This window comes from Moorena sp. SIO4A5 (genome assembly GCF_010672005.1).
Lineage (GTDB): Bacteria > Cyanobacteriota > Cyanobacteriia > Cyanobacteriales > Coleofasciculaceae > Moorena.
The window spans coordinates 38,748-65,404 of record NZ_JAAHHZ010000001.1 but is presented as its reverse complement, the minus strand read 5'-3'; the positions used below and the strand labels follow the sequence as shown (position 1 = coordinate 65,404).

At 44.7% G+C, this 26,657-nt stretch carries 23 protein-coding genes and 1 pseudogene; 12 read left to right on the top strand and 12 right to left on the bottom strand.

The window, feature by feature from the left end:
- Positions 1-122: 122 nt before the first annotated feature.
- Entirely contained in the window at positions 123-821 is a 699-nt protein-coding gene (locus F6K57_RS00310; RefSeq protein WP_364300551.1) for a TIGR03943 family protein, read from the top strand.
- Here the strand turns inward: F6K57_RS00310 and F6K57_RS00305 are convergent.
- The 6 genes from F6K57_RS00305 to F6K57_RS00280 all read right to left on the bottom strand — a co-directional run bounded on the left by F6K57_RS00305 (position 781) and on the right by F6K57_RS00280 (position 7,474).
- The gene (locus F6K57_RS00305; protein WP_293063847.1) at positions 781-942 is read right to left on the bottom strand and encodes a hypothetical protein; all 162 of its coding nucleotides are present in this window, start codon (positions 940-942) and stop codon (positions 781-783) included. The two genes, F6K57_RS00310 and F6K57_RS00305, sit on opposite strands and share 41 nt — an antisense overlap.
- Positions 943-968: 26 nt before the next feature.
- Positions 969-4,217 carry a filamentous hemagglutinin N-terminal domain-containing protein gene (locus tag F6K57_RS00300; RefSeq protein WP_293037729.1) on the bottom strand — a complete coding sequence of 1,083 codons (3,249 nt, stop codon included), beginning with the start codon at positions 4,215-4,217 and terminating at the stop codon, positions 969-971.
- A gap of 72 nt (positions 4,218-4,289) precedes the next feature.
- Positions 4,290-4,805 carry an ATP-grasp domain-containing protein gene (locus F6K57_RS00295; protein WP_293037808.1) on the bottom strand — a complete coding sequence of 172 codons (516 nt, stop codon included), beginning with the start codon at positions 4,803-4,805 and terminating at the stop codon, positions 4,290-4,292.
- Between the two features lie 12 nt (positions 4,806-4,817).
- Positions 4,818-5,132, bottom strand: a complete 315-nt coding sequence (locus F6K57_RS00290; protein ID WP_293037735.1) for a hypothetical protein — start codon at positions 5,130-5,132, stop codon at positions 4,818-4,820.
- Positions 5,133-6,052: 920 nt separating this feature from the next.
- A complete protein-coding gene (locus F6K57_RS00285; RefSeq protein ID WP_293037744.1) occupies positions 6,053-6,367 on the bottom strand; it encodes a tetratricopeptide repeat protein in 315 nt (104 codons plus the stop codon).
- Between the two features lie 873 nt (positions 6,368-7,240).
- Positions 7,241-7,474 (bottom strand): hypothetical protein, encoded by a 234-nt coding sequence (locus tag F6K57_RS00280; protein WP_293037747.1) that lies wholly within the window; start codon positions 7,472-7,474, stop codon positions 7,241-7,243.
- Between the two features lie 538 nt (positions 7,475-8,012).
- Here F6K57_RS00280 and F6K57_RS00275 point away from each other — a divergent pair.
- Both F6K57_RS00275 and F6K57_RS00270 read left to right on the top strand, forming a co-directional pair.
- Complete coding sequence (locus tag F6K57_RS00275; protein ID WP_293037752.1) at positions 8,013-8,141, top strand: hypothetical protein; 129 nt, start codon at positions 8,013-8,015, stop codon at positions 8,139-8,141.
- 158 nt (positions 8,142-8,299) lie between these two features.
- Positions 8,300-12,652: a caspase family protein gene (locus tag F6K57_RS00270; RefSeq protein WP_293037756.1), complete on the top strand. Its 4,353-nt coding sequence runs from the start codon at positions 8,300-8,302 to the stop codon at positions 12,650-12,652.
- 247 nt (positions 12,653-12,899) lie between these two features.
- Here F6K57_RS00270 and F6K57_RS00265 read toward each other — a convergent pair whose 3' ends face one another.
- The 5 genes from F6K57_RS00265 to F6K57_RS00245 form a co-directional block, all read right to left on the bottom strand.
- Positions 12,900-13,736: an Rpn family recombination-promoting nuclease/putative transposase gene (locus tag F6K57_RS00265; RefSeq protein WP_293063843.1), complete on the bottom strand. Its 837-nt coding sequence runs from the start codon at positions 13,734-13,736 to the stop codon at positions 12,900-12,902.
- A 196-nt stretch (positions 13,737-13,932) separates the two neighbouring features.
- A complete protein-coding gene (locus F6K57_RS00260) occupies positions 13,933-14,364 on the bottom strand; it encodes a putative toxin-antitoxin system toxin component, PIN family (protein ID WP_293037763.1) in 432 nt (143 codons plus the stop codon).
- A gap of 9 nt (positions 14,365-14,373) precedes the next feature.
- Entirely contained in the window at positions 14,374-14,625 is a 252-nt protein-coding gene (locus F6K57_RS00255) for an AbrB/MazE/SpoVT family DNA-binding domain-containing protein (protein WP_293037767.1), read from the bottom strand.
- Positions 14,626-14,879: 254 nt separating this feature from the next.
- On the bottom strand, positions 14,880-15,857 hold the full coding sequence (locus F6K57_RS00250) for an ABC transporter ATP-binding protein (RefSeq protein WP_293063840.1): 978 nt from the start codon (positions 15,855-15,857) through the stop codon (positions 14,880-14,882).
- Between the two features lie 137 nt (positions 15,858-15,994).
- Positions 15,995-18,373, bottom strand: a complete 2,379-nt coding sequence (locus F6K57_RS00245; RefSeq protein WP_293063838.1) for a transglycosylase SLT domain-containing protein — start codon at positions 18,371-18,373, stop codon at positions 15,995-15,997.
- A gap of 91 nt (positions 18,374-18,464) precedes the next feature.
- On the opposite strand from F6K57_RS00245, the gene F6K57_RS00240 reads away from it, so the two are divergent.
- Positions 18,465-18,656 (top strand): hypothetical protein, encoded by a 192-nt coding sequence (locus F6K57_RS00240; RefSeq protein ID WP_293037782.1) that lies wholly within the window; start codon positions 18,465-18,467, stop codon positions 18,654-18,656.
- Positions 18,657-18,781: 125 nt separating this feature from the next.
- Here the strand turns inward: F6K57_RS00240 and F6K57_RS00235 are convergent, their stop codons facing one another.
- Positions 18,782-19,765 (bottom strand): 3'(2'),5'-bisphosphate nucleotidase, encoded by a 984-nt coding sequence (locus F6K57_RS00235; RefSeq protein WP_293026216.1) that lies wholly within the window; start codon positions 19,763-19,765, stop codon positions 18,782-18,784.
- 342 nt (positions 19,766-20,107) lie between these two features.
- Here F6K57_RS00235 and F6K57_RS41770 point away from each other — a divergent pair.
- The 8 genes and pseudogenes from F6K57_RS41770 to gshB form a co-directional block, all read left to right on the top strand.
- Positions 20,108-20,224, top strand: a pseudogene (locus F6K57_RS41770) (YqaE/Pmp3 family membrane protein); the annotation flags it as partial.
- Positions 20,225-20,512: 288 nt separating this feature from the next.
- Entirely contained in the window at positions 20,513-20,644 is a 132-nt protein-coding gene (locus F6K57_RS00225; protein WP_293026238.1) for a YqaE/Pmp3 family membrane protein, read from the top strand.
- Positions 20,645-20,668: 24 nt separating this feature from the next.
- The gene (locus F6K57_RS00220) at positions 20,669-21,169 is read left to right on the top strand and encodes a hypothetical protein (protein WP_293026213.1); all 501 of its coding nucleotides are present in this window, start codon (positions 20,669-20,671) and stop codon (positions 21,167-21,169) included.
- A 751-nt stretch (positions 21,170-21,920) separates the two neighbouring features.
- Entirely contained in the window at positions 21,921-22,499 is a 579-nt protein-coding gene (locus tag F6K57_RS00215) for a DUF3727 domain-containing protein (RefSeq protein ID WP_293026211.1), read from the top strand.
- A 66-nt stretch (positions 22,500-22,565) separates the two neighbouring features.
- A complete protein-coding gene (mltG, locus tag F6K57_RS00210) occupies positions 22,566-23,645 on the top strand; it encodes an endolytic transglycosylase MltG (RefSeq protein WP_293063834.1) in 1,080 nt (359 codons plus the stop codon).
- Positions 23,646-24,316: 671 nt separating this feature from the next.
- Positions 24,317-24,868 (top strand): YqeG family HAD IIIA-type phosphatase, encoded by a 552-nt coding sequence (locus F6K57_RS00205; RefSeq protein WP_293037796.1) that lies wholly within the window; start codon positions 24,317-24,319, stop codon positions 24,866-24,868.
- A 344-nt stretch (positions 24,869-25,212) separates the two neighbouring features.
- Positions 25,213-25,476: a glutaredoxin 3 gene (gene grxC / locus F6K57_RS00200; protein ID WP_293063832.1), complete on the top strand. Its 264-nt coding sequence runs from the start codon at positions 25,213-25,215 to the stop codon at positions 25,474-25,476.
- Positions 25,477-25,630: 154 nt separating this feature from the next.
- A complete protein-coding gene (gene gshB / locus F6K57_RS00195) occupies positions 25,631-26,614 on the top strand; it encodes a glutathione synthase (protein WP_293063830.1) in 984 nt (327 codons plus the stop codon).
- The last annotated feature ends 43 nt before the right edge of the window (positions 26,615-26,657 follow it).

Below are 26,657 nucleotides of genomic sequence, written 5' to 3'. Positions count from 1 at the left end.
ACTTGTTAATGATGAATCCATCTAACCATTCAGGGCGTTTGTCCAGAAAAAGTGCTTACAGGAGAAACTGGTCAATTCCTCTTTTAGAAGTAATTGCATTAGCTTTATGGGGAGTTTTATTGTTGAAATCCTGGCTAACTGGTGAGTTAAGCTTATTAATTCATCCCAATTACTTTAGCTTGGTAGTTATCACTGGTGTAATTTTATTGTTAATATCAGGGTTGAGGTTATCCCAACTCCTGAAGTTAGAGCGTAAACACCGATTAGGTAAGGCAGTAACTAGACCAGCTGTTCAACATACAACTTTATTTCCCCCTAGTTGGAGTAGTGGCTTCCTAATCGCTACGGCAATGGTTGGTTTAATCGTGACACCCAAGGCATTTACTAGCCAAACCGCCCTACACCGGGGTATAGCCGACTCCCCCACCATAACGCGATCGCAACCGCAATCCTTTCGCAGTGCTAGCAATCCTGAAAAGCGCACCCTAATTGAATGGATCAAGCTTTTGAATGTTTATCCTGAACCAGATGCCTATACCGGTCAAAAGGTAAAAGTGGATGGTTTTGTAGTAATTGCTCCTAATCTCCCTCCAGACCATCTCTTAATTTCCCGGTTTGTGATTACCTGTTGTGCTGCTGACGCTTATCCTTTGGGTTTGCCAGTAAAAATTAATGAAAACCGTAATGATTATCCCTCCGATACCTGGATCGAGGTTGAAGGTCAAATGATTACTGAAACCTTGGATGATAGACGCCAGCTGGTGATTGAAGCCAGTGGGATTAAGAAAATTCCTGAACCGAAAAATCCTTATTATTATTAGGGAGTAGGGAGTAGGGAGTAGGGAGTAGGGAGTAGGGAGTAGGGAGTAGGGAGTAGGGAGTAGGGAGTAGGGAGTCGGAGTTGTGAACATTGAATTTAAAATTTACCTCAATTCTCCCCATCTCCCCACACTCCCCATCTCCCCACACTACCTGTGCCCACACTCTCCAGACAGCCGCCAAGACCCATCCGGTGTCACGGTAGTGGGATAAGCAGTCAGAAAGATATTGCCATCAGCATCAATCATCAAGCCTTGAGCTTCTATAATCCGTTTTGGCTTAGGGGTAGTGGGGGGCTTAACGGGGGGCTTCACCAATGCCGTACGGGAGCGATACCGTCCACGGGCAGTGGGACGGCGTATATCTTCCCAAAGGGTATTGCTGCTGATTTCACCTGGGCGAGGGGGTATGCCGCCACGTCCAGTATTGATAAACCTACTGCCAGAGCTATTACCTGGTTGACAGCGCTGGTAAAATTGAGCTTTGCCCGGTTCCGTGGGTAAGCTGTTTGGCTCGCGCTCCAGGAAGTCATTGGTGATGTTGAGAGTTACATTACCGTTTATACTACCAGTGGCATCTACATCATTGGTGCTATTGCCATCAGTGGCTGGGCGCTCTTCAATATCACCCAAAATGGTGAAGGCATCGATTGTGATATCACCCCCTTGACCCGTTGGAGCTTTGGTAAGGATATCGCTACCATCAGGAGGAGTTGGGGGAAAGGCAATCAGTAATTCGGTCTCAATATCGATGTTGCCGCCCTTGACTTGTGGGAAATTCTGATTCTTAAAAGCCTCAGCAGAAATCTTGCCGGTACCTCGCAGTATTAGCTGATTAGTTGAGATATCTATGTTTCCACCATTTCCCATCGCTTTTGATGAGACACTACTGAACACACCATTGGGACATATATCATCACACAGAGGATCATCTTCAGTCCCTACCCCATCGAAAATCACCTGATCCCGTGCCTTAATTGTGACGTTACCGCCATTTCCTGTGCCTCGTGTCTCAGAAATAATACGAGAACCATTGGTGAGGAAAAGTGACCCAGTTTCTATGTGAACATCGCCGCCATTGCCCTTACCCTCTGGGTTAACCCTACTGAGAATAGAATTAGGACTTTTGTCGAAGGTGACTGTCTCTGTAGCGATAATTTCTACGTTACCCGCATCCCCTTTACCTAGGGTGTTAGATTGCAGTGAACCAACAGTTAAAGAAACCGACCTTGCCTTAATATTAATATCACCAGCCTTACCCTCACCTTGCTTCTCGATACTAGTGACGGCAGTACCACCAAATTCGGTCTGCCCGGGGCCAAAGGAAACTGTATCACGGGCAAAAATTTCAATATCCCCCGAGTTACCAACGGATTTGTCATTGGATTCGTCATTGGTCTGTCGATCTCCAACTCTGACTTGGAGTTGAGCCCCACCAGTTATAAACAAGGAACCTGTGGTAATCGAAATACCACCACTGTTACCTTCAGCCCCTTCTCTGATAATATTGACTGGACCCGTTGCTCGATCAGATATGTCCCGATCCTCTGGCTGTAGTGCGAATCCGTCAAAGGTTACTGTATCATCAGCAACAATGGTAATTTTCCCAGCATCTGCTTGACCAAAGGTACTGGTTTCGATTTGAGCACCGCCTGTGGCAAAGAGTGACCCAGTATCGATAGTAATATCCCCAGCTTTTTCGGTGCCAAAGGTATTGCTAATAATGAAACTTTTGTCACTTTCAAGGGATAGTTGACCATTTGTAATCACAGTAATATCCCCTGCTTGCCCAGAAGCGGAAGACGCATCAATGCGATCGCTTATGTCAATCCCCCCACGATAATCAATCAAGACCGAGCCACCATTTCCTGAAAACCTCTGGCTATTCAATGTCTTGAAGTTATTTTTATCCGTACCATCACCAGTCAGAAGCGAACTAATTTTAAGGGTGTCACTAACTAAGGATGGGTTAGGTTGATACTGATTCGTTAACAATACCAGTCCATTGGGAGCATTAATCGAGACCTCACCAATTTCGATATTTGCACTAGTAGCAGCACTGCCAAAGTTAGGCGCAAGGTTACCACTATCGGTATTTCCTGGAAAACCGCCGAGTAATGTCCAATCTATGCCAGCACGGATATCTAAAGTAGGTCGCTTACTGCCATCAATCACTACAGAGGTTCTCGCTTCGTCCGACAAGGTGACATTAGCCAGACTAGCCAAAAACGGATTGGAGTTACTAGGGCTAATCGCATTATCCCCGGTATCGGTAGAGTTAATTTCGATGTCACCAACGGTAACACTACCTCCTGCCAAAATATGCAGTGATGCTCCGGTATAGTTTCCTAAACTGACATCCCCATTGGCCAGAATAATGGGATCATTGGGACTGATGAAATTTCCTGGGTTACCATCCAACTGCTCAATGATGATATTTCCGCCAACGGTATAGTTAGTATCTCCGGTGATGGGATTAGCAGAGCGCAACCGTAAATCCAACCCAGCCAATAAACCACTATCGGAATGGTTCTTTGCTGCAATAGTAATTAACTGATTTCCCTGAATCAGTAGCGAACCACCAGAGTACGCTTTAAACGGTTGCGCTACACTATCGGTGATGTTGACTGTATCTTCTGCCAACAGAGTCAAATTCCTACCAGCATCCAGTTGACCCTGTAAATCGAGATTGCCTGCTGCTAGGGTCAAGTCTTTTCCAGCAGCTAAATTCCCAGCATTTGTAATTGTTGTCCTGGGGTCATATTTACCATACTGCAATCCTGGAGTAATATTAATCGTTAACAGTGGCGGGGCTTGTGGGGATGTGGCACTAAACTCCAGCCCATCACCAAATACCAAGCTATTAGCAGTAGACGCAAAAAACGAACCAGCTACATCTAATTTTGCCTGGGAGCCAAACACAATGCCATTGGGATTGAGCAAAAACAGATTTGCTGGTCCATCTACTCCCAAAGTCCCTAGAATATTGGATAGATTCCCCCCAGTTACCCTGGTTAGAATATTCTCGATCCCAGAGGGATTAGCAAAATAAACCCGTTGCAGTTCCCCAACATTAAATTCCTGAAAACTGTGGAATAGGTTAGCACCTCGTGTTGCGCCACCTTCGATCACATCCCCGATTTCTCCTCGGACGGTGGTATTAGGTATCACCACAGACCCTTCTGAACCCAATGTCAGATCTGGAACAATGTCCGCCAAGGCATAGTCGGCTAAAACACAGTTTCCCGACATGGCTAGGGTTACCCCACCCAGGGTGATTGACATTGCCCTAGCCCAACCTGCGGTGAGGGTGAGCACCGGCTTTCCTGCTCCCATATTCAGCTTTCTTGTTATGTCTTGAGATCGCGTTAGGGGAATTTTATCACTAAATGGCTTCACCTAATTTACCAACCGTTCCGGTTCAGTAATCAATACATATTGATCTCCTGATTTATAGCTTACAGTTGGGCATTAAACATGCTGGCGTATGTTTTTGTTTAATTCCATATAAAATTCCTCCTTGTTGGCATTATCCGGTAGCCCAGCTGTTTGACCATCACCAAGTTCTATAATAATCCACTCATAATTATTCTTCTTGGCAATATCCATCGTTAAAAAATTACTATCTATTGCTTTGGCAACATCAATAAAAGGCGTGAAATCGGTTATGGTATCACCATAGTCACCTTCATCCCAATAATTAAACATTTTTACCAATTTACCAAAAAGGAATAATAGTCTGTACTCTTTTGTCAATGGCATACCACTTTTAGAATGTTCCGTTAAAAATTCCAGCTGTTCAAATTTTCTGAAAACCAGCCCTTCATTCAAGGCCGAACCTCGCAGCTCTATGAACCTTTCTACTATCTTCTTCACGTTCTCTTTATTGGATGCATCTGGAATAAAGCAGGCTTCATGCCAGTTGTGCTTTTCTGATTTCACATAATCCTTGACAATAATAGGAGAGTTACCAAACTCATCGAACAGGGAATTAATTACTTAAAAATTATTCATTTCCTGACCCACTGTCCAATTCGATTTTGGAGTTAAAGCCTTTATTTTTGGATAATACTCAGGTAAATAGTGACAATATTTAAATTCTGCTGGAGTATTGACCAGTTTGATATTCTTTTTTAAAAGTCCATGATAAAGTAACCCATAGGATGAAGGCGTTAACATCCATCCACGATAAATAGCCAATTCCTCAACTTCCGCATTTTCCACATACCTTAATGCACGACCTACTTTGCCATCAGTCAAGTCTTCAAAGCTGAATAGGGAAGTTATGAAGCCAGCTAATTGGGCAGCTTTCATCTCTTATTCGTAATCAGGTTCTATCAGTTTATGGTCAAAGACGCTATCGCAAAATATTACTCTCATTTCAAATTTGATATTATGAATTATGACAATTTAAATAATTATAACTATGGTTATATAGCGGTTTTAAATTCGGTCATAAATCTCTCGGTTTTAGGGAGCAGTGAACTCAGCAATTGCTATAGTAACGGATGTAGTAACGGATGTAGTAACGGATAAAGTATGGTGGATGATTAAACGGAGCCGATAAATTGCTCCTCTTGCTGGTAATAGCTAATCTCTGCTAATCCTAAGATCCCATTCAAAGCTATCAAAACCCAGAATAATTTTGAATTTTGAATTTTGCCCAGGAGTACTAGTCAATGACCCAAAACCCATTTATTCGCCAATATTGTTCCAAAAGTGCTTGGTCCAAATCTTGAGATTCAATCAATCCTTTAGTTACCAAAATTTATCCCAATTTTATCCCAGTTAAAGACTGGATTTCAAGGGCTCTATTGAGTTGACTTGGAGAAATAAGTCGTTTACGAAGCAGAATTTTACCAAGTTGCATGACTGGGTGCTTTTGTTTCAAGTAATAATCCAACATTGGTCATTATTCAATTTCCAATTAACTTTGGAAAAATAAAAATAATATTTGACAAATGATTGTTAAATGAGTTAATCAATGGATGCCGTTGGCGAGCCTCGCCAATCGTGCATGGTCTTTGAAAAACCCACTAGTTAATCAGCTGCTTTCTGAAAATTTATGAAAAAGGCGAGAGTAAGAATTCAGGACTTCCGTAGTAACCATATCTGTAGGGTGCGCTATTAACGTACCCTACTGCTTGTAGCGCTTAGTGCCCAGTTTTGTGTCAGTCCTGAAGCGGAAAGCGCAGCTGTAGTTAACTTTTGCCTACTGCACTGGCTTAAGTGAATCACCGTGAGTAAAGGTGGTGAATTTTGGCTATTATTTTCTGATAATCATCATTTTTACCCTGTTTTTGATAAATTGCAGCTGATTTTTGAAAATTTGCTAGGGCTTCTTGATGCTTTCCTAATTCTCGAAGGCATATGCCACGGTTGTCATAGGCAGCAGCATGGTTGGGGTCAATCTCAATGGCTTCATTCAATTCCAGAATGGCTGCTTGAAATCTGCCCACCACTAGATGGCTAATTCCTCTAAAGTAGTAAAAATTAGCACTTTGAGAATTGTTTTTTTTTGGCTGCTGACGTTGCTTGAAAATTTCCATTGGCTTATCCATTGCTACTTCAATTATTAGGTAGCTACAAACTACTCAGGAGCTACCGATTTAGATGTTATTGACCAATCCCCAAAATCCCGGTTTTTGGGCATATAAAGATGAGGTTTGAGTCTGGCGTAGTCTGTCTTTGAATACTGGTTTACTCAAAAATCTTGGGCTTTGCTATCAAACCCGCCATGGATTTAAGTCCACGGCTCATAGCTAACGTCGGTTTCAACCGACTACAACCCTTTATCTCTAGTCCGTTTTAACAGACTTGAGTTATTAGGTAGTTATTAATCGTAGTGATTAATGGTAGGGTGGGCAGTGCCTACCAACGCCCTTTGCAAGCTTGATTATCTGTCTGGTACACTGCCAACCCTACATGAACTAGGTAGGGGTTTTACCCCCTAGTCATTAATGGTAGGGTGGGCAGTGCCTAGCAACGCCCTTTGCAAGCTTGATTATCTGTCTGGTACACTGCCAACCCTACATGAACTTGAGTTATTAGCTAGTCATTAATGGTAGGGTGGGCAGTGCCTAGCAACGCCCTTTGCAAGCTTGATTATCTGTCTGGTACACTGCCAACCCTACATGAACTAGGGGACCCCCTAGCGGGATAGCAGATACCATAGTTTGTAGGAGTTTTGTCAGTCAATCAGCCCTGAATAACACGTGAACAACAATAGAGGTTATTACCTCTATTACAATTAACTACCAGTACGACATCCTATCAGGGTAGAGTGAAAAATTTGTGAACAGATAAAAAGGTAACAAGACTAACAGACAAAAGAAAACGACCGCACAATCAAAGGGAGTTATGAGCTAGGCAGATAGTCAGTTCAATCCTGTAGGCACCGGTGCCACCCAATATAGCAGTTATCAATTGGGTTCGGGAATCGGGAATCGGGAATAGGGAATAGGGAATAGGGAATAGGGAATAGACAACAGGGAACAGGGAATAGGGAATAGGGAATAGGGAATAGGGAATAGGGAACAGGGAATAGGGAATAGGGAAAAAATCCTGTGTAGCTGATTATCCAGCTTTGGGTAGATATGGGGATTGTGACGAATCACAGTCCTAAAGCTGAGAGTTCCAGGATTAAGAGTACCCACAAGGGTACTGTTAAAACCTGAAAAAGCGACGAAACTAGAGGAAGTTGAAGAGTTCTAAACGACAGCAATGTCAGGATTCAGCCTAGGGCTAACGGGCTAGTTGAAAAGCTACCCTTGCCAGCTATCAGCTGTTGATAGCTGAATACTTAGGAATCCTTACTATTATACCTTCAATCACTAAGTCAATCACTAAGTCAATCAGTAAGTAGTCTGAGGAAATTAGAAATGAAAGAATTCAATACATTAAGCCTGATGCTAATTATTTATCTGGTTATTTTTATTAGTATCAGCCCTAGAGAAGCCAACAATTTTGTTCAATTTATCAATGAAGCATGGTAATTGGTAATAGGCAGAAGTGTTGCCTAGGGAACAGGGGTAAGAGTGTGGGGAGAGGGGGAAGATGGGGAGATGGGGAGATGGGGAGAATTTTCGACAAGCGATGCAGCGCGGTCTTGGGAGAGATTTTAAGATATCCTTTACAAATTTTGGAAACTTTTTTTAAATCATTATAGAACTAATTAAAGCGTTTTTCATAACTATGAGGTACACAGGATTTTTTCCCTCTTCCCTCTTCTCTGTTCCCTGTTCCCTGTTCCCTAAAACCCAGGAATCTGTACCTTACCCAATTGAAAACCGCTATATAACACAATTTGGTGCTTTTTTTTAGTTCTAAGTTCTAAGAATCAACACTTCTGCCTAGTTTACATCTCCTACAGGAAAGGCTATAGGGTGCATCTCGCTTTTGAAATTAGGCAAAAATTATAATAAAATTCCCGCGCCCGGGCCCCACACTCCCCGCGCCCCCGCCCCTTCTTTTTTACAAATATGAGATGCACCCAACGCTATATGTTCTCCCGCAATCTCGCCTTTATCATCGGTATCAATAACTACACCAACGGCATTTCTCCCCTGAACACCGCCGTAAACGATGCCAAAAAACTAGTGGAAATTCTCCGCGAGAAGCATGATTACGAAGTCTGGGAATGCCTAGACGAAGTGGCAACTCTGTCTAACTTCCACAAATTTTTATTTCATACCTTACCAGAACTTGTCACTGAAAATGACCGCTTATTCTTTTACTTCGCTGGTCATGGAGTCGCCCTCAATGGGGATGATGGTCCGGCTGGTTACTTAATTCCTCAAGATGCATCCTTAGGGGATACTAATAGTTATCTGCCCATGACCAAGTTACACGATGCTTTAATTAAATTACCCTGTCGTCATTTCTTGGGTATCCTCGACTGCTGTTTTGCTGGTGCTTTTAAATGGTCAAGCACCAGGGATTTACTAACATCGCCAGAAGTAATTCACCAAGAACGATACGACCGTTTTATTACTGACCCAGCCTGGCAAATCATTACGTCCTCAGCCTCGGACCAAAAAGCCCTCGATAACTTTTATTTAGATAGCGTACGCGGTCAAGTCGGCAATCATTCCCCTTTTGCGGCAGCATTATTAGAAGCCCTCGAAGGTGCAGCAGATATAATTCCTCCAGCTACGAATGGCAAACCCGCTGGAGATGGGGTAATTACAGCCACCGAATTATATTTACATTTACGGAATCGAGTCGAAATACCCACAGAAAAATGCCATCTACGACAAACCCCTGGTATTTGGTGTTTAAATAAGCACGATAAGGGAGAATATATCTTTCTTTCTCCCGGACATGAACTTAATTTACCCCCCGCACCACCTTTAGATCTCTCACAAAATCCCTATCGCGGTTTAAACTCCTTTGACGAGAAACACAGTTCACTGTTTTTCGGTAGAACATTACTAGTAGAAAAGTTAGAAGATTTTGTCAAAGCTAATCCCTTGACAGTGGTGTTGGGTGCTTCCGGTTCCGGTAAGTCTAGCTTGGTAAAAGCCGGATTAATTCCCAAACTACGGCAAGATAATACTGAGAAATGGTGTATTTTGTCACCCATCCGTCCTGGTGAGACTCCCTTGCAACCGTTAAATAATGTGCTATGTAATGCTAAGTTACCAAGGGTAGAGCGACAAAACCCAGAGCAGAACCTGGCAATGAGCATTGATGTTTGGGCGAAAAATAACCCCAACTCTAAGTTATTACTGTTTATTGACCAAAGCGAAGAAATTATTACACTCTGTCAAAACTTAGATGAGCGTCAGGAATTTTTCCAACAGATACTCACAGCCATAAATGCCCATGGGGATAAATTACGGGTAGTACTATCCCTACGTTCTGACTTTGAACCCCAAGTCAGGGATGCTGGCTTAAAGTTTGTCGGCGAAGAACTTAACTGGGGACGATTTATTGTACCAGCGATGACGCGAGCTGAACTGGGCGAAGCGATTCAGAAACCCGCAGAAGCACGGGTGATGTATTTTCAGCCCCACAAACTTGTAGAAGAATTGATTAATGAAGTGGCGGATATGCCGGGATGCTTACCACTGCTGTCTTTTGCCTTGAGCGAACTTTATCTGAAATACTTAAGGCGACAACGGGAGGCACAATATAGAGGCATCACTATTGACCGGGCGTTGACTCAAGCCGATTATATTGAATTGGGGGGAGTAATGCGATCGCTAACTCAAAGGGCTGATCAGGAATATCAGGCGCTAGTTAAAGAAAATCCCGCTTATGACCAAGTTATCCGTCATGTAATGTTGCGGATGGTTGCCCTGACTGGGGGTGAGTTAGCCCGTAGGCGCGTACTTTTATCAGAACTAGAATATCCGCCTCAGAAAAATGGTTTAGTGAAGGAAGTAATTGAGCGCTTTACCAATGCACGGTTATTGGTGAAAGGAGAAGATACTGTACGGAATCTTTATGTAGAACCAGCCCATGATGCTTTAGTACGGGGTTGGCAAAAGCTACGGCATTGGGTTCAACAAGAGAAAAATCTGGAATTACAACGTCGTTTAACTCCATCCGCCTTAGAGTGGAATGATCACGGAAAAACCAGATTTCTTTGGAATGCGAACCCCTATTTGGATGTATTGAATAAGGAGGTACTCAAATCTCCTGATAACAATTGGTTAAACCAAGTAGAAGCGGAATTTGTACTACGAAGTGTTAAGCGAAGACGGCGAAATACCCAAAGGAATTGGGGAATTGCATTGGGCGTAATGCTGGGATTGAGCGGGTTGACCATTTTATCTTTGATTGCTCAAAGGGAGGCGCTGATAGGTCAAGTTAGGGCTTCTCAAGAAGCCTCAGAAGCCAACTTGCCCTCGAACCAGTTACAAGCCTTGGTCGATAGTTTAAGGGCAGCAAAGTCACTACAGCAACCACTTTTGCTGTTATTCAAGCCAAAAAATCAGCTACAAAATCAAGTAAGAGCAACACTACTACAGGCGGTGCATGGTATAAGAGAAAGCAACCGATTGGAAGAACATAGCAGTCGGGTGATGAGCGTAGTTTTCAGTCCTAATGGTGAGCGGATTGCTGCCACGAGTGGAGATACTACAGTCAAAGTTTGGAACAGAAATGGTATCTTAGAAGCCAACTCAAAACAGCGGGGAATGGTTTTCACTACCCAAGAGGGTAAGTTTCTTACCTGGTCGGTAAGTTCGGACAATACGAACAATATCGAAATCAGGAGGCTTGATGGCACCTTGCTACAAACTCTCAAAGATGCTAATTTTCGGCCTTCGAACGTTTTGCCTTATATTGTTGTTAATAGTGTAGTATTCAGCCCCGATCAAAAGAGAATTGCCGTGGCTCGTGCTGACGGTACAGTACAACTTTGGAAAGCAGATGGAACCTTAATACGCACCCTGAAAGGACATAGCGATATAGTCTATAGTGTAGTTTTCAGTCCTAATGGCGAAATGATTGCTTCGGCGAGTCGCGACAAAACGGTAAAGCTGTGGAAACCAGACGGGACTTTAATACGCACCCTTGAAGGACATAACCGTGGTCTCTTGAAAGTCGCATTCAGCCCAGATAGCAACACCCTCGCCTCAGCAAGCTTCGACAACACGGTAAAGCTGTGGAAACCAGATGGGACTTTAATACGTACCCTCGTTGGACATAACGATGGGGTTTATAGCGTAGCATTCAGCCCTAACGGTGAAATGATTGCCTCAGCAAGCTGGGACACAACGGTAAAACTCTGGAAAATGGACGGCAGCTTGGAGCGCACCCTCTATGGACATAGGTCTTCTGTCACCAGCCTAGCATTCAGCCCAGATAGTAAGACCCTGGCCTCGGCAAGCACAGACACTACTGTCAAACTTTGGAAGCTGGACAACACTAAAGAAGGTATTATCAAAGCACATAGGGATACTGTCAATAGCGTAGCATTCAGCCCTAATGGCGAAATGATTGCCTCAGCAGGCCGGGACAAAACGATAAAGCTGTGGAAACCGGACGGGACTTTAATACGCACCCTGAAAGGACATAGCGATTCTGTCAATAGTGTAGTCTTCAGCCCTAATGGCGAAATGATTGCCTCGGCGAGTAGCGACAAAATGGTAAAGCTGTGGAAACCAGACGGGACTTTAATACGCACCCTGAAAGGACATAGGGATTCTGTCGATAGTGTAGTGTTCAGCCCTAATGGCGAAATGATTGCTTCAGCGGGGAGTGGTGTTATTCAGCTCTGGAAGCCAGACGGTAGCTTTATACGTAATCTCGAAGGGTATGTAAGTTATATAGTATTTAGCCCGGATAGTCAGATGATTATTGCTTCAGCTGGGTGGGGTCAAGGTTTGCTTCAACAGCTAGACGGCACCCCTGTAACCACCCTGCCAGCATATGGCTATGGAGTTAGAAGCGTAGCGTTCAGCCCCGATGGTCAGATGATTGCCTTAGGAAGTAGTGAGCCTAAACTCAGTCTCTTGAAGCCAGACGGAACCTTTGTGCGCGACCTCCAAGGACATGATGATGACGTCAATAGCGTAGCCTTTAGCCCCGATGGGCAGATGATTGCCTCCGCTAGTAGGGATGGTACGGTAAAACTCTGGGAAAGAAACGGCGCTTTGCTGAGTACCCTGAAAGGGTATACAGATCACGAACAGATTATAGTAGATTTCAGTCCTGATGGCAATAGCCTTGTCTGGACTAGTCGTAACGGAAAGGTGATTCTGTGGAATTTAAACCTGGATGATTTGCTCGTACGCGGTTGCAATTGGGTGCGTGACTATCTAGAGAATAACCCCAATGTTGACGAGAGCGATCGCCATCTCTGCGACAATGTTAACAAGTAGTTACCTTGATGTAAAAGTTTTGGTAGCCACGATTGTGTTTTTTGCAATTGGCTCATTTTTTTAATTGTCGAAGAATTTGCGTTCGCGTAGCGTGACCAAAGGTCAATCGCCTTCTTAAAAGTGTTGGGACAAAAGTGCTAGCCTCTTAAAAAGTTTTGGGACAAAAGTGCGATTGACCCTAGGTCACGCTACGGGATGAAGCGTTCGCGTAGCGTGGCCGAAAGGCCAATCACACCGAAAGCTAAACCTACGAGTCGGATTTGCTATCAGCAACAGATAGTGAACGCATCCATTCATCCAAATCGTCAGGTTTCCTAAAGTCCAACAACGCTTCCCCCAAAGCTTCAAGCTGAGGGAGGGATAAGGCTTGAACCTGCGATCGCATTTCTGGGGACACTTCGCCAATGCGACGCAAGAGTAGGCGGAGGATGAGAGATTGTTCCCCTTCGTGACGGCCTTCATCCTTAATATCTTGATAAATTACAGACTGCTCCATGATATCTCTGCGTAAAACCTGGTTAATGAAATCCCTCTTTAATAATAGCCCTGCTAGAATCCCAGCGGAGGCAGCCACATTGCTCTGTATCCTCATTTCTGGAATCGTCTCAACTCTTGCAGCCACCTGACGCAAGGTTTGAGCAGGGTCGGGGGTTTGTGTCAGCACAGCCAAGGGCAATAACCCCGTCGATTCCAGAAACGGCTGAGTCGATTGTTCCCATAGCCGAATGACCTCAAATTCGTGACGAGTACCAGGAATCTCAAACGCTGTCTGATAAACGAGTTCAGAAGTTGAACTGGTTAAGTAAATGACCACTTGGCGCATCTGCTTATTTGGAAAACGGCGGAAAACTCTTAGGCGGTAATCTGCCATTCTGAAGGCCATAGTTGAGTCAGGTTGAGTCTGAAACTCGACGTGAAGGACAAAATCATCAGAATTCAGCAAAATCAAAGCATCCGCTCGAATGGGTTCAAGGGACAGTTCAGATGGACTGAGTTGGGTCATGGTGATGGGTTCACCAAGTAACCAGGAGGCAAAATCTTCCGAAAAGCTCTCAGCGAGGAACTTGCAGGTATTATCGAACATTAAACGATTATATCAGAGTGCCCATATCAAGAATTCTGCTGGATGGGGACTTTCCTGAAGCAGTGCGATTGACCTGCATGTCACGCGGGGCGCGTTCGCTTTCTCAAAACTGTTGGGAAAGAAGTGCGATTGACCTGCATGTCACGCGGGGCGCGTTCGCTCTGTGTTTACTTTTGATTCAGAAGTCGGGGAATCACTAAAGTTTTTCTTGGTTGAGAAGTAGTGCGATCGCCTCTGCCGGATCCACCACCGTTACTTCCTCTAATATCTGACCGTAAAACGAACCAAAATGCTTCTTATCACCGGTTACCAAAAGGTCTGCCCTATTCTCTACTGCTGTCGCTAAAATAGGAGCATCTTTCAAAGGTAGCCCCATCTCCATGGCCCAATTAACTCGTGAAACCGGTGCTTCTCCAACAATAATTAGTTTGGGGATTAAATCCCGTTCCAATCGTGTCAAAGCTTCGGGATACTTAGCTGTAATGTTACGGCGTGTTTCTTCCAAGGCGTGAGGCGATGTTAGCAAAGCACAATACCCAGCAGAAGCTAACTCAAACAAAGCCCTACAGCGACCATCAGGACTAATAGCGGCTGCAAAGATTACATTGGCATCCAGGAACAGGCGCATGTATCTTTCCTACTCAGCATCTTTAAGTTGGCCCATTAGCTGTTCGGCTTCTTCGTTAGTTAACCGATCGCCTGATAAAAACTCCTCAATCCGTTCCTCTGTATACATCTCAATCGGATACACTCCCGCAGGACGCAGTATAATTCCACCATCCGCAGTAGTTTCTACCAGTAGCATAGTTTCACCTTCCAACCCTAAACGCTTGAGAATTGCTTTGGGAATAGAGAGTTGACCTTTTTTTCCTAGCTTGATGACTTCCATAATTTAAAATAACCATAATCCGGCAAACCGGACTTTAACTAAATAGTAATCTATAGCATTTGTATTTGAGTTGTGAACAGAATCCCTTAGGTAAAGGCAAGAGGCAAGAGGCAAGAGGCAAGAGAGTATAATATAATATAATTTCAGGATAATTACCCTTAATCAAAATTTCCCACACTTCCCACACTCCCCCCTCTCCCCACACTTCCCACACTTCCCACCCTACCGACTCCCGACTCCCGACTCCCGACTCCCTACTCCCTAAAACCCGGATTATTCAACTGCTTCATAAAAAACTCTTCCAATGAAGGACGATTTAAAGTCATACTCATCAATTGGGCATCCATCAGCCGGAGGGAAGCCATAAACTCTTGGGGTTCCCCTCGCAATTGACCGTACCAGCAATCATCCTCAAATTCCAATTCCATCAACCACCGTTTGATAATCTCTATATTCCCACCTTTGCCTTTAACTCGGTAGGTGTTATCGGTACCCAAAAGTTCATCTAACGCTCCCATACAAATTAATTCCCCATTAGCGAGAATCGCGATGCGATCGCAAATTTTCTCCACATCTGACAACACATGGCTGTTGAAGAAAATAGTCTTGCCTTGAGCTTTAAGAGACATAATAATTTCCCGGATTTGGTAGCGTCCCATCGGGTCAAGACCGGACATGGGTTCATCGAGAAATACAACTTCTGGGTTATTAACCAGTGCCTGGGCCATACCGATGCGCTGGAGCATCCCTTTAGAATACTGACGTAATTGTTTCTTTCGTGCGGCTGATTGGGACAATCCTACTAGTTCTAACAGCCGAGGAATGCGTTTACGTTTTACCTCATGGGGAATTTCAAATAGTCCAGCGGTAAAGTGCAAAAATTCCCAGCCAGTGAGATAGTCATAGAAGTAGGGGTTTTCTGGTAAGTAACCAATGCGCTGCTTGACTTTAACATTACCAAGGGGATGTCCCAGTAACCATCCTTGTCCGCCAGTAGGACGGACAATTCCTAGTAAGGTTTTTAACAGGGTAGTTTTCCCGGCTCCATTTGGACCGAGTAATCCAAAGGTTTCTCCCTGATAGACGCTGAGGGAGCAATTTTTCAGGGATTCAATTTTTTGATTGAGCCAGAAGCCCGTGCGGTAGACTTTGCGCAGTTGGGAGGTCTGAACCACAGGGATTGGTTCAGAGGTGGTGAGTTGGAGGGGTAAAGTGAGAGTAGATTGCTCCATCCTGTTGCTGGGATATGAGGGATATAATCTATATTTATTTATTCCCTATTTTGCCGATTTTGAATCTATTCTGAATAAAATCCATGATATCTGATCCGGTAGAGCCTGGCTGAATGTTTACGGTCAGTCTTGCTGGATCACTCTTGAGCAAAAAAGTCTACTAACTGCTGACCAACCTCAGGATTGTATAAGCGTAAGTAATTCCAGTAATTACCCAAAACTTGCTTGACATAGTTTCTGGTTTCACCAAAGGGTATAGTTTCCACAAACTCATCTAAATCAATGGGTTCATTTTCCTTTAGCCATTTCCCTACATTACCTTGACCAGCATTGTAACTAGCAATGGCGAATGCGGAGTTATCCTCATACACGCGATGGCTATGGGCGAGAAACCAGGTTCCTAGTTTAATATTATCGTTGGGTTCCGCTAATTTATAGTCGTTGAAATTGATGGATTTCCCTACCCAAGCTGCAGTACTGGGTAACATTTGCATTAAGCCCATGGCACCAGCAACTGATGTAATGTTTGGCTCAAATCGAGACTCTTGACGCATTAAGGATATAACCAGTAGAGGATTAATGTTACGCTGTTTTGACTCAGTTTCGATTATCTCTATATAGGGAAAGGGATAGAGGGCTTGCCAGTAAGCCGGTTTTTTCCTGATTTTCTGATACTGCTCCTGTTCTTGGGATGTTTCTCGGTCTTCGAGGGTCTCTACCTCGGAAATGCCTTTGAGGTATTCTCCCATCGCCAGCCTGAACAAGCCATCAGTAAACTGTTGTGGCACAGTCGGCTTGAGGCGAGTTTGAAATTCCCCTTGCCATAGGCTCCAAGCATCCTGGTCTTGACCAAGCTGATACAATTCCTTCAAAGCTGCTGAGCCCACAGGTAACTCGGGTCGCACCGTTGGCCAGTTTACAGTAAGGGATGACTGGCGCAGTGTGCTAAAGTCTCCCACATCCCAACCCAACTGTACCGCTGAGCGCCAAGCATAGTAAGATTGAATATGGTTGGTAATCACCTGCTTAAACGCTGCTTCGGCTTCCTGCTTCCGTCCTAGCTGAGTTGCCCATTTTCCCGACCAAAACCCTGCTCTACGGGCGATCAGACTGTGGGGATTATCCTTAAGGATAGGCTGAACGTTATGCCAAGCGGTTAGGATGTCTCCATTTTGTGCAGCCTCTTTAGCCATCTGCCAGCGATAGTCCGCTGCCGCATCAGAATTGCTATAGTTGTCGATTAACAATTGATAGGCTTGCTCAGCAGCGTTGGGACTTTTGAGTTGTTCGAGAGTTTTGGCTTTGGCCAAAAGTGCCTCAGCAGCTCGGTCGGGAAAGCGATCGATAACTTGGTCGAAATACGGTATCTTGTCAATGGGTGGTTCTAGTGCAGCGAGTTGGAGATAAGCCAAAGCGGTTTCTTTGGCATTGGGAAATTCCTCAACCATCTTTTTATAAGCCACTTTCGCTGCTTTGGGCTTTTGAGCATACTGAAGTGCTCTAGCCCCTAGGTAAGTATGCTTAGGTATTGGTTTAGCATTGGCATAAGCAGCACTGGCTTGAGCATATTTGCGGTCTTTCCAATAGGCTAATGCGATCGCTTCCCAATCTTGGGGCTGGATTATAGCACGATTTTTCTCATCGACAGATTTGCCGTAGTTACTCACTAGTTTATCTAGCACTAGGGTAACCCCTGGTTGGTCAAAGGTATACCTGGCTAATAACAGCATCAGTTCAGGTTGATTGGGCTGATCCTTGAGCTTTTGCTGGATTAATTCAATGATGCGAGGATGAGAAGGATATTTTTTCAGTGCTCGTTCCCAGTATTTTGCCTCTTCGGCAGAGAAGTCATACATCTGCTGTATTTTTGCTAACCACGGCTGCTCAGAAGTCGAGGTGATTCTGGCATATTTCGGAGCAATAGATTCCTGTTCTGGTTTGCGGTAGGGTGAATCATCTGACAAGAAGGCATACAACGCTTCAGCTGCCACTGGCTGATTACCATAGCGTTGGAGCAACTCCTGCCAAGCTTCTTGGGCTTGAGCTTTGTCCCCAGTGAGTTGGTAAGCCTGTGCTCGTTTGAGCACAATATGTCCGGCTATTACTGGATATTCCCACTCTAACTTATCTAACCAACGCAGTGCCTCCCTGCCCTGCTGCCCAGCTATGGCATCAACCGCCAATAGGTAACGAGCACGGCCACGATTGAGGGATTTTGGTCCAATTGCGATCGCTTCGAGTTGTGCCATCCGCTCCTCGGGGGATTGGGATGCTAGTTTTAGGACTGTAGTGTCCTTGGGATTTCTGCGCCCCATGATTTGCTGGGGCAGCAACACTACCCAATTCGTTAATCCTAGCGGGTTCTTGCGATCAATCAACACTAAAATGGTGATCGAGATCAGCAGTAGGCTCAATCCCACACTAGACGCTAGTAGGATTTGTCGTCTGGTACGCTGACGCAATTGCTGGCGCCATAAAGGATAGTAGCGGGAGAATTTCAAACGTGACCGTTTCATAGAGCCTCCTGGTGATGCACGTCCATAGTAGGATTAGATTTTGGGAATAGAAAGCTCTGTAACAACCGTGCTGTGATTTGATAGAAGACTTATGGAACGCGGAAAAATAGTCGCTATTATAACTGGAGCTATATCGATATTGCTAGCGATCGCTTACTTAATTATTGTCCAGCTGCTGGATTTTCGAGGAGAGATGATCCCTGCTCCAGTTAGCCAATCATTAGACTGGGGATATTGGATCGGGTACTTTTACCCAGATCTTGCCCAATGGTTAATTACTTAATAAACCCATAAGTGTCAATGAAACTCCCCGCGCGTTTACGCGCAGGGATGATTGGGCAAGAGAAATACTATTCCCTTGCCGGATCGTTGCCCCAGGTTCTGATCTGCCCTGTGCTTTAGCTGTCTCTATTTGGCTGTATCCCGCAGTGCTGCCAACACCGTCTCATGGATTACACCATTGCTGACAACCACACCCTGATTTTCAACTAGCTTAGAACCGATCGAAAAGTTCAGAGGCTTACCATGCATATCTGTAACAAGCCCACCAGCTTCCTCCACAACAATAGTGCCTGCAGCATGGTCCCAAATTTTCTCACGGTAGTTGGGATACTTCGAGGAAGGTAAACGTAGGTAAAGGGCTGCGTGACCAGAGGCAACCGCACCATACTTAGCCTGAGAATCCATCCGCAGGGAATCTGCAGTAATTCCCACCGCTTTAGCTACAAAATCTTGGCGAGAATGGTCACCATGACCAGATTCCACGCTTTCGACGAACCGGAGTTCTGCTGTATTACCAGCATCAGTCACTTGAATCGATTGGGGTTCCCCACCACTAATAGGTACCATGGTTGCTCCCTGACCCCGTACTGCCACAAATAGGACACCCCGTTCCCCATCTGGTTGGGCTAGGTTGACGGGTAAAGCTGGGCAAGCTAGCACTCCTACTTTCACTTCACCTTGTTCTACCAAAGCCAAGGCGACAGCATATTGATCATTACGCAGAAACCCTTTGGTGCCATCAATCGGGTCTAAGGTCCAGTAGCGAGGTCCAATCTCACCATTGCCTCGATTAATCCAACTAACCACTGCCTCAGGAGTAGCATCATTAGTTACAGATTGCACATAACTAGTTACCTGTGCCAACTGATTCGCCATGGTTGGTTCCACCAAATCAGCAGCATCTTCTTCACCCACTACTGGAACATTAGGAAAAGCTTGGCCAAGTAAGCGGCAAATCACTGCCTGGGAACCATAATCGGCAACAGTGACAGGGCTTTTGTCACTTTTTTCCATAGCTTCAGTCACCCGTTCACTCCGGACTTGCTCACAAATTTTGGCAGCGGCTAAGGCTGCCTCAATCGCAACCTGTTTCTCTTGTTGATAAGACATTGTAAATAACTGCTCCTAAGGGCGAAAAGATTTTTGGAAGGTTTTTTCGGTCATGGGTAATAGGTATAGCTAATCGGTAATAGACCCTTGAGTAATCACCATTAGCAATTAGAGATTACCTATTACTGACTAGGAACTGCCTGGTTTTAAAGGCTTGTGGCCTAGCAGCATGTTTTTCCCTGACCTTAGAGACAGAGCTAGGAACTGGCAGTCATTCATAGGTGTCATAACCCTTACAAAGGGGGAACTAATCTCCATTGCTGGCATCTTAGCTAGGAAATTCCGGATTCAGAGGAAATTACCAGGGAATTAACTAAGAGCAGTAATCGAGGTACAACAATAATGTATTTCATCCGGATCATCTGTGCCATTTTCCTTCCACCACTCGGTGTGTTCTTGCAAGTGAGTTTTGGCAAGTCCTTTTGGCTTAATATTCTGTTAATGGTATTGGGTTTCATTGTAGGCACTCAACTTGGTTTTCCCAAATATGGTGTAGTGCCTGCCATACTCCATGCTGTATGGGTGACTGCTAATCAATATCAGGATTAAACTGTTTACTAGGGACTCTGCCCTAACCGAACACAGACTAGGGAGGAATTATAGCTCCTGTAACCCGGCTCTAAGACTAGAATAATTTGGCACAATGGAAGTGAGTAGGCAAAAGCAGTGCTTCAGCCAATCAGCCTTGTCCTAACAAACACCAAAGGTATACAAGAATGGATGTAATTCGGACAATTATTATGCGCTATTTTAGTGCCACCACTGGGAGTATTTTTGCAAGTGGGTATTGGCTGGCCCTTTTGGATAAATATTCTTTTAACCCTATTGGGTTACATTCCAGGTATTATCCATGCCGTTTGGGTGATTGCCAAGAGATAAAATAAAGGATTAGACTGACTACAAATGTCCAAACAATCATCCCAACCTGTGAATGTGAAGTATAAGGCTTTGAACTATCAGGGAGTCTACCCCTGCCCAGTCTGTCGTGTCGGTCAGATTCAAAATTTATCGTTAATGGAAGCTTTTGCCTGTCACGAGTGCCGCCACATTTTCACTGCTGATCTCGAAAGGCAAATCCTCAAAATAACCGATCGGCAGCCCCCAATGACCTGGCACTGGAATGGCAAAAAGTGGACAGGGGCGCATCTAGAGGGGGTTGAATGGGGATGGGTGAATTGGTTATTAGCCTTGGCATTTGTAGTTTGTCCAACGACCTTAATTGGGGCAGCCGTTTATATGTTTCCCCCTGCCCCAGATAGTCCTGTATCTTGGCTTCCAGCTGCTTGGGTAGGGTTAACGTTTTTATGCCATCTGGCAATCGTTGTCTGGTTGGTGATGGAATTTTATCAATTTCCAGTTTGGGAGTACTTGAGAATTGGACGGCAGCGAATTATGGGTCGTTAGTTCTGTTAATTAACTTGAATATAGTGCTGAGTATTGTTAAGAATAACACCCTTAGATTTTAATCCTTTATAGTTTATAGTTACTAATTCATACTTGCTCAGGATCACAGCTCTAGCCGTTTACGGGGAAATTAAGTATAATTTGTTACAAAATTGAGGACTCCTGCTATAAGATAGGGGGTTGCTAGTGCTAATTATGCGTTCCCGTAGCGGCTCTGTTCGCGTAGCGTGGCCTTTGGCCTTAAGAGCATCCGATAGCGACTCTGTTCGCGTAGCGTGGCCTTTGGCCTTAAGAGCATTGACCGTAGGTCACGCTACTTGAGGTGCAACCCATGGCACTAAAACATTTTGGCTGAGCTGATTTCCTAGAAAAACACATTTTTATGCTAATGTCAAGTCCCACTGATTAGTTATACTTATAGGTTGCTAACAACACTTTTTTACAACTGATTGACCGTAGGTCACGCGGGGCGCGTTCGCTATGATTGAAGAATGTGCAATTTTTAGCTATACCATAGTTAACTAATGCTTATGCTCATAGAAAGCCGATCATTGTAGAAATAGTATAGACAAACCCATTCAAAGACAACTGCTGGAACTATCCTCGTTGGTTTTGGTGCTATCCTGATGGGAAGCAGTCTACACTTGAGCTTACTGTCGCGTACTGTCGCGTACTGTCAAAGCGTACTGTCAAAAGGGAGGTTGGATTTCTTTCCACGACCACTTGACCACTAATAGACACATTAAGTGCCATGTTTTCATCTCAATCCCCCCAAGAAAATGGGGAATCTCCAAAAGGGGACATTACGCTGAAGGACGCTAACGGTAAAACTCTCGAATGTTACATTGAGCATTCCCTAGAGCTGGAGGGTTGTGAATACCTTCTGCTGTTACCTGTGGACTCACCCATAGAAATTGTTGCTTGGGATGAGGATGATGATGAAGACTTAGCTGATGCCTCTCTAGTTGAAGATGAAGCTGAGCTTGACTTGATATTCCCTGACGCCCAAGCTGTTCTGGCAGAGCAAAATCTTCAGCTCAAGCGCACCGCTTTTACCTTAACTGTTGCTGGTGAGTTGCCACCAGTGGACGAAGACGACATTCTCACCCTGGAAATTGAAGACGATAATGTTCCGATGGAAGCAGAGGAACTACAGGAGCTAGCGAGCTTTTATTACAAAGAACAAGAGTATGGAATCTATACGCCTGTAGAGCCACTCCTGTTTTTTGCTCGCTCGAACCAATCTGGTCAACCCGAGTTACTGTCTACACAGGAAATTAAACAAGTTCAGCCAATGCTCGAAGAACTGCTATTCGATGATCTCGAGTAGGAGACTTGAACTCGGGTTGACCCCTTAAACGATTCAGGGGAAACTAATGTTTTGGTGTATTAGAGTATGAAAACTCTCAAAAGCATCTCCAATAGGTTTTTTTATTTCGTTCTATTGCCAGCGACCCTTGGTATTTGTGCATGGCAGGGTTGGGAGTGGTGGAGTTGGGTGGTATCCCCACCCGTTAAAGCACAATCTTCCGAAGATGTCGCTCCAACCCTCGTAAAAATCGAGATTCCCCCAGGAACCCCAGGTCAGCAAATAGGCAGAGATCTGGAAGCTTCTGGTTTAATTCGCTCAGCCGATGCTTGGAAACTGTGGACTCATTGGCGGCAGCTGGTAGACCGAGATGGTGAGTTTAAAGCTGGAACTTACGAACTATCACCAACTCAACCCCTGACCAAAATCGCCGAAACCATTTGGAAAGGGAAGGTGATGCAGCTGTCTTTCACCATACCGGAAGGGTGGTCGATTCAGCAAATGGCGGATTATTTTGAATCCCTAGGATTTTTCTCGGCTGATGACTTTATCGCTGCTAGTAGCAAAATCCCCTGGGATAAGTATCCTTGGTTGCCCAGTGAGCTGCCTCATCTCGAAGGTTATTTATACCCAGATACCTATAAGTTACCCAGTGATGGCATCTCGCCACAAACAGTCATCCAACAAATGCTTAATCGATTTGAACAGGTAGCTTTACCAGTATACCAAAAAGGTCAGGACAAAACCCAGCTTAGTATCAATGATTGGGTAACATTAGGGAGCATTGTCGAGAAGGAAGCGGTAGTTGCTGAAGAACGCGATCGCATTGCTGGTGTCTTTACTGAACGGTTGCGGCGAGGGATGAGATTAGAAACGGATCCCACCGTTGAATATGGATTGGGGATTCGACAAACTGCTGATCAGCCCCTAACCTACAAGCAAGTGCGGCAACCCTCCCCTTACAATACCTATCTCAACCCAGGATTACCGCCGACCCCGATTGCCAGTCCTGGAATAGGGAGTTTGAAAGCAACCCTTGATCCCGAAGACACCGAATACCTGTTTTTTGTGGCTCGTTACGATGGCACTCATGTTTTTAGCAAAACCCTAACAGAACACGAAGCAGCTAAAAATGCCATCCGTAGAGAACGGCGAGCAAAGCAATAAACTATAACAACTCGTGATCACAGAAGCTTTATCTACTGGGGAGGTTGAGAGAAAATGCATCCCCGACCTAAGATGACGGGGATGCATTTTCGACAATGTTAATATTAGGAGATAAGGGTCTCAAAAAACTGGGTATTGACCCTACTCAGCTACCGACCGTGCGGGGGAAAGTCAGGCCAATGGAGATAACAGCCAATTAGGTTGTGCCATATAATCACCATGCCTGCGACGGATGGGGCTAGCCACTGTTGACGATTTTCTCCAAATATCTTGCAGTATCTACAAAAATATGTTAGACTTTGATTAGTTATCTAGTGTCATTGAAAACATTCTGGTTCCTTGAATTGAAGCCGAAAACCAAAGCAAACCATGATAGTGGTTGCGTTTTCTATTAAACACAGATAATAGCGCCAAGAGCGGAACAAAACCTATCTTGGCCTTGGGAGATACCCCCTGGCTGCTTAAGCAGCTTGCATTAGTGGGCTAAAATCGGCAAAGTAGATTTTGGTAGCTAAAAAGTATCGGAAGTTCAAAGGTTCAATAGAACTGAATCACTATAACCGTTGCCCGCTGCCATCATCAGGCTGAGCGGGCTTAGTGTATTGACAATTGACGGGTAAGCATCAAAAATCAACAGAGTTACCGACTTTCAATTTATCAGTTAACTAAATATGTCTTGGGTCTCAAAGTTACAACCTGACTTAATCCTTGGTGGCTCCATCTTAGACCTGACACCAGATATTCTCCAGCAATATCAGCTGTCAGGTCTAGTGTTGGATGTTGACCAGACTTTAATACCAGTGACGAAATCCCGTGTTTCTCAGGAAATTGAACGGTGGGTAGAGCAAACTAGACCGATGGTTTCCCTGTGGCTGGTGAGTAATAACCTCAGTGAACATCGCATTAGCCGTATTGCTTCCTCCCTAGATTTGCCTTACATATATGGAGCTCGCAAACCTTCGCGACGCAAGCTGAAAATAGCTGTAGATGCGATGAACCTACCTATAGACCAAGTGGCAATGGTAGGCGATCGCTTATTCACTGATGTCTTAGCTGGGAATCGACTGGGAATGTTCACCATTCTTGTAGAACCAATACGGGACCCAGCGATGAGCAAGTCTTTATACCCAATGCGTGATTTAGAAGTGTGGTTCTCTCAAGCCTTAGGGGTTTCCCTGACCACCATGCAACAAAACTTCAACAAACCTGACAAATCAACATAAACTGAAATATAAAGAAAATATTATAAAAATTACTAAACCAAAATTTGTCTGACACAATAGATAACAGTTGGAAAGAGGGTCAGCTTATATAAAGACCCTATATATGACCAACCTTTTAAATGGGGTCAGCTTATATAAAGACCCTAGATATAACAAACGCTTATCACTAATAGACAGCCCAGCCTTGAGGTAATCAGGAGCTGGGCTGTCTATGATTTGCCATTACATTACCCAGCCTTGACCCCTATTAGCCTAAGTAACGTAGCCCAATCCTCAAGAATCTGCACCAAGCTAAACCCCAAGGTAAAATTTAAGAAACATTACTTAACAAACTATCGCCAAGCATGAGCGCAAACGTTGAAATCTACACCTGGAGCAGTTGCCCCTTCTGTATCCGTGCTAAAGGTCTACTAAACAAGAAGGGAGTTGAATTTACTGAATACTCTATTGATGGTGATAACCAGGCACGGGCGAAGATGGCTCAAAGGGCAAATGGAGCACGCTCATTACCACAGATTTTTATCAATGACCAGCATATCGGTGGCTGTGATGAGCTTCACACTCTGGAATTTCAGGGTGAGTTAGACAACCTGCTCAAGGCAAGCTAACCACTAGGTGATTGACAATCTAGTCTGTAGGATCGCTCTTGGGTATTGGTATATCGCTGTTACTCGTTCCCCGTTCAAGATCTTGATCAGTATGTTACCGAATCAAATAGGATTGCTGTAGCATAGGGTAATTGCCTGACAGGGGAATTCAACCGTGAAATTTGCGTTTATCATAGACCCTCTCCCGAAACTTGATCCCGGTCACGATACTAGTGTGGCGCTGATGGAAGCCGCACAGGAATTAGGTCATGAGGTTTGGGTCACTCAGGCTCAACAATTGAGTGTTATTCAGGGTCAGGCTTGGGGGCTTCTAGAACCTGTGCAACTAACTCCAGCCAAACTCGATGACGGGCATTGGGTCGTCATCGAGCAGTGGTACCAGACTGGTAAGGCTCTGTTGAAACCTCTAGAGGAGATGGATGCTGTCTGGATGCGGACAGACCCGCCTGTTACTATACCTTACCTGTATGCGACCTATATCTTAGACTACATCAATCCAGATAAAACGTTGGTGATTAATTCACCAACTGGCATCAGGACAGCTAACGAAAAAATGTATGCCCTCCAGTTTCAGGAGGTGATGCCACAGACAATTGTCAGTCAGGATAAATCGGTGATTCGGCAATTCCTGGAGGAAAAAGAGACAGCAGTACTAAAACCTCTGGGAGGCAAAGCTGGTGAGGGGATTATATTTCTACAGCCAAGCGATCGCAATTTTAACTCCTTGGTGGAAATTAGCACTAAACAGGGTAGTGAGCCAGTGATGGTTCAGGCTTATCTGCCTGCGGCGAAAGATGGAGATAAGCGGATTATCCTCTTGAATGGTGAACCGATTGGAGCAGTAAATCGCATTCCCACAGGTAAGGAATTTCGGGGTAACATGGCTGTGGGTGGTCGAGTAGCGGCTACGGAAATTACTCCCCGAGAGGAAGAAATCTGTTCCCTGCTCAAGCCAAAACTGCAGCAAGATGGCTTATATTTTGTAGGCATAGACGTTATCGGCGGCTACCTCACCGAAGTTAATGTCACCAGTCCTACTGGCATCCGGGAAATTGACCGCTTAGATGGTACTCATCTGGCTAAACAGGTAATTACCTGGGTTGAAGCAGTTAAAAACAACGGCGGTGAAACAATATAATGGCTTAACCAGACTCTTGAGCAAAGTCATGGGATGTAATGTC

Coding starts and splice junctions, on each gene's coding strand:
- F6K57_RS00305 (WP_293063847.1), bottom strand. CDS start 942: ATGGGGAGAATTGAGGTAAATTTTAAATTCAATGTTCACAACTCCGAC.
- F6K57_RS00290 (WP_293037735.1), bottom strand. CDS start 5,132: ATGAAAGCTGCCCAATTAGCTGGCTTCATAACTTCCCTATTCAGCTTT.
- F6K57_RS00285 (WP_293037744.1), bottom strand. CDS start 6,367: ATGGAAATTTTCAAGCAACGTCAGCAGCCAAAAAAAAACAATTCTCAA.
- F6K57_RS00275 (WP_293037752.1), top strand. CDS start 8,013: ATGAGGTACACAGGATTTTTTCCCTCTTCCCTCTTCTCTGTTCCCTGT.
- F6K57_RS00270 (WP_293037756.1), top strand. CDS start 8,300: ATGAGATGCACCCAACGCTATATGTTCTCCCGCAATCTCGCCTTTATC.
- F6K57_RS00265 (WP_293063843.1), bottom strand. CDS start 13,736: ATGTTCGATAATACCTGCAAGTTCCTCGCTGAGAGCTTTTCGGAAGAT.
- F6K57_RS00260 (WP_293037763.1), bottom strand. CDS start 14,364: ATGCGCCTGTTCCTGGATGCCAATGTAATCTTTGCAGCCGCTATTAGT.
- F6K57_RS00255 (WP_293037767.1), bottom strand. CDS start 14,625: ATGGAAGTCATCAAGCTAGGAAAAAAAGGTCAACTCTCTATTCCCAAA.
- F6K57_RS00250 (WP_293063840.1), bottom strand. CDS start 15,857: ATGGAGCAATCTACTCTCACTTTACCCCTCCAACTCACCACCTCTGAA.
- F6K57_RS00245 (WP_293063838.1), bottom strand. CDS start 18,373: ATGAAACGGTCACGTTTGAAATTCTCCCGCTACTATCCTTTATGGCGC.
- F6K57_RS00240 (WP_293037782.1), top strand. CDS start 18,465: ATGGAACGCGGAAAAATAGTCGCTATTATAACTGGAGCTATATCGATA.
- F6K57_RS00235 (WP_293026216.1), bottom strand. CDS start 19,765: ATGTCTTATCAACAAGAGAAACAGGTTGCGATTGAGGCAGCCTTAGCC.
- F6K57_RS00220 (WP_293026213.1), top strand. CDS start 20,669: ATGTCCAAACAATCATCCCAACCTGTGAATGTGAAGTATAAGGCTTTG.
- F6K57_RS00215 (WP_293026211.1), top strand. CDS start 21,921: ATGTTTTCATCTCAATCCCCCCAAGAAAATGGGGAATCTCCAAAAGGG.
- mltG (WP_293063834.1), top strand. CDS start 22,566: ATGAAAACTCTCAAAAGCATCTCCAATAGGTTTTTTTATTTCGTTCTA.
- F6K57_RS00205 (WP_293037796.1), top strand. CDS start 24,317: ATGTCTTGGGTCTCAAAGTTACAACCTGACTTAATCCTTGGTGGCTCC.
- grxC (WP_293063832.1), top strand. CDS start 25,213: ATGAGCGCAAACGTTGAAATCTACACCTGGAGCAGTTGCCCCTTCTGT.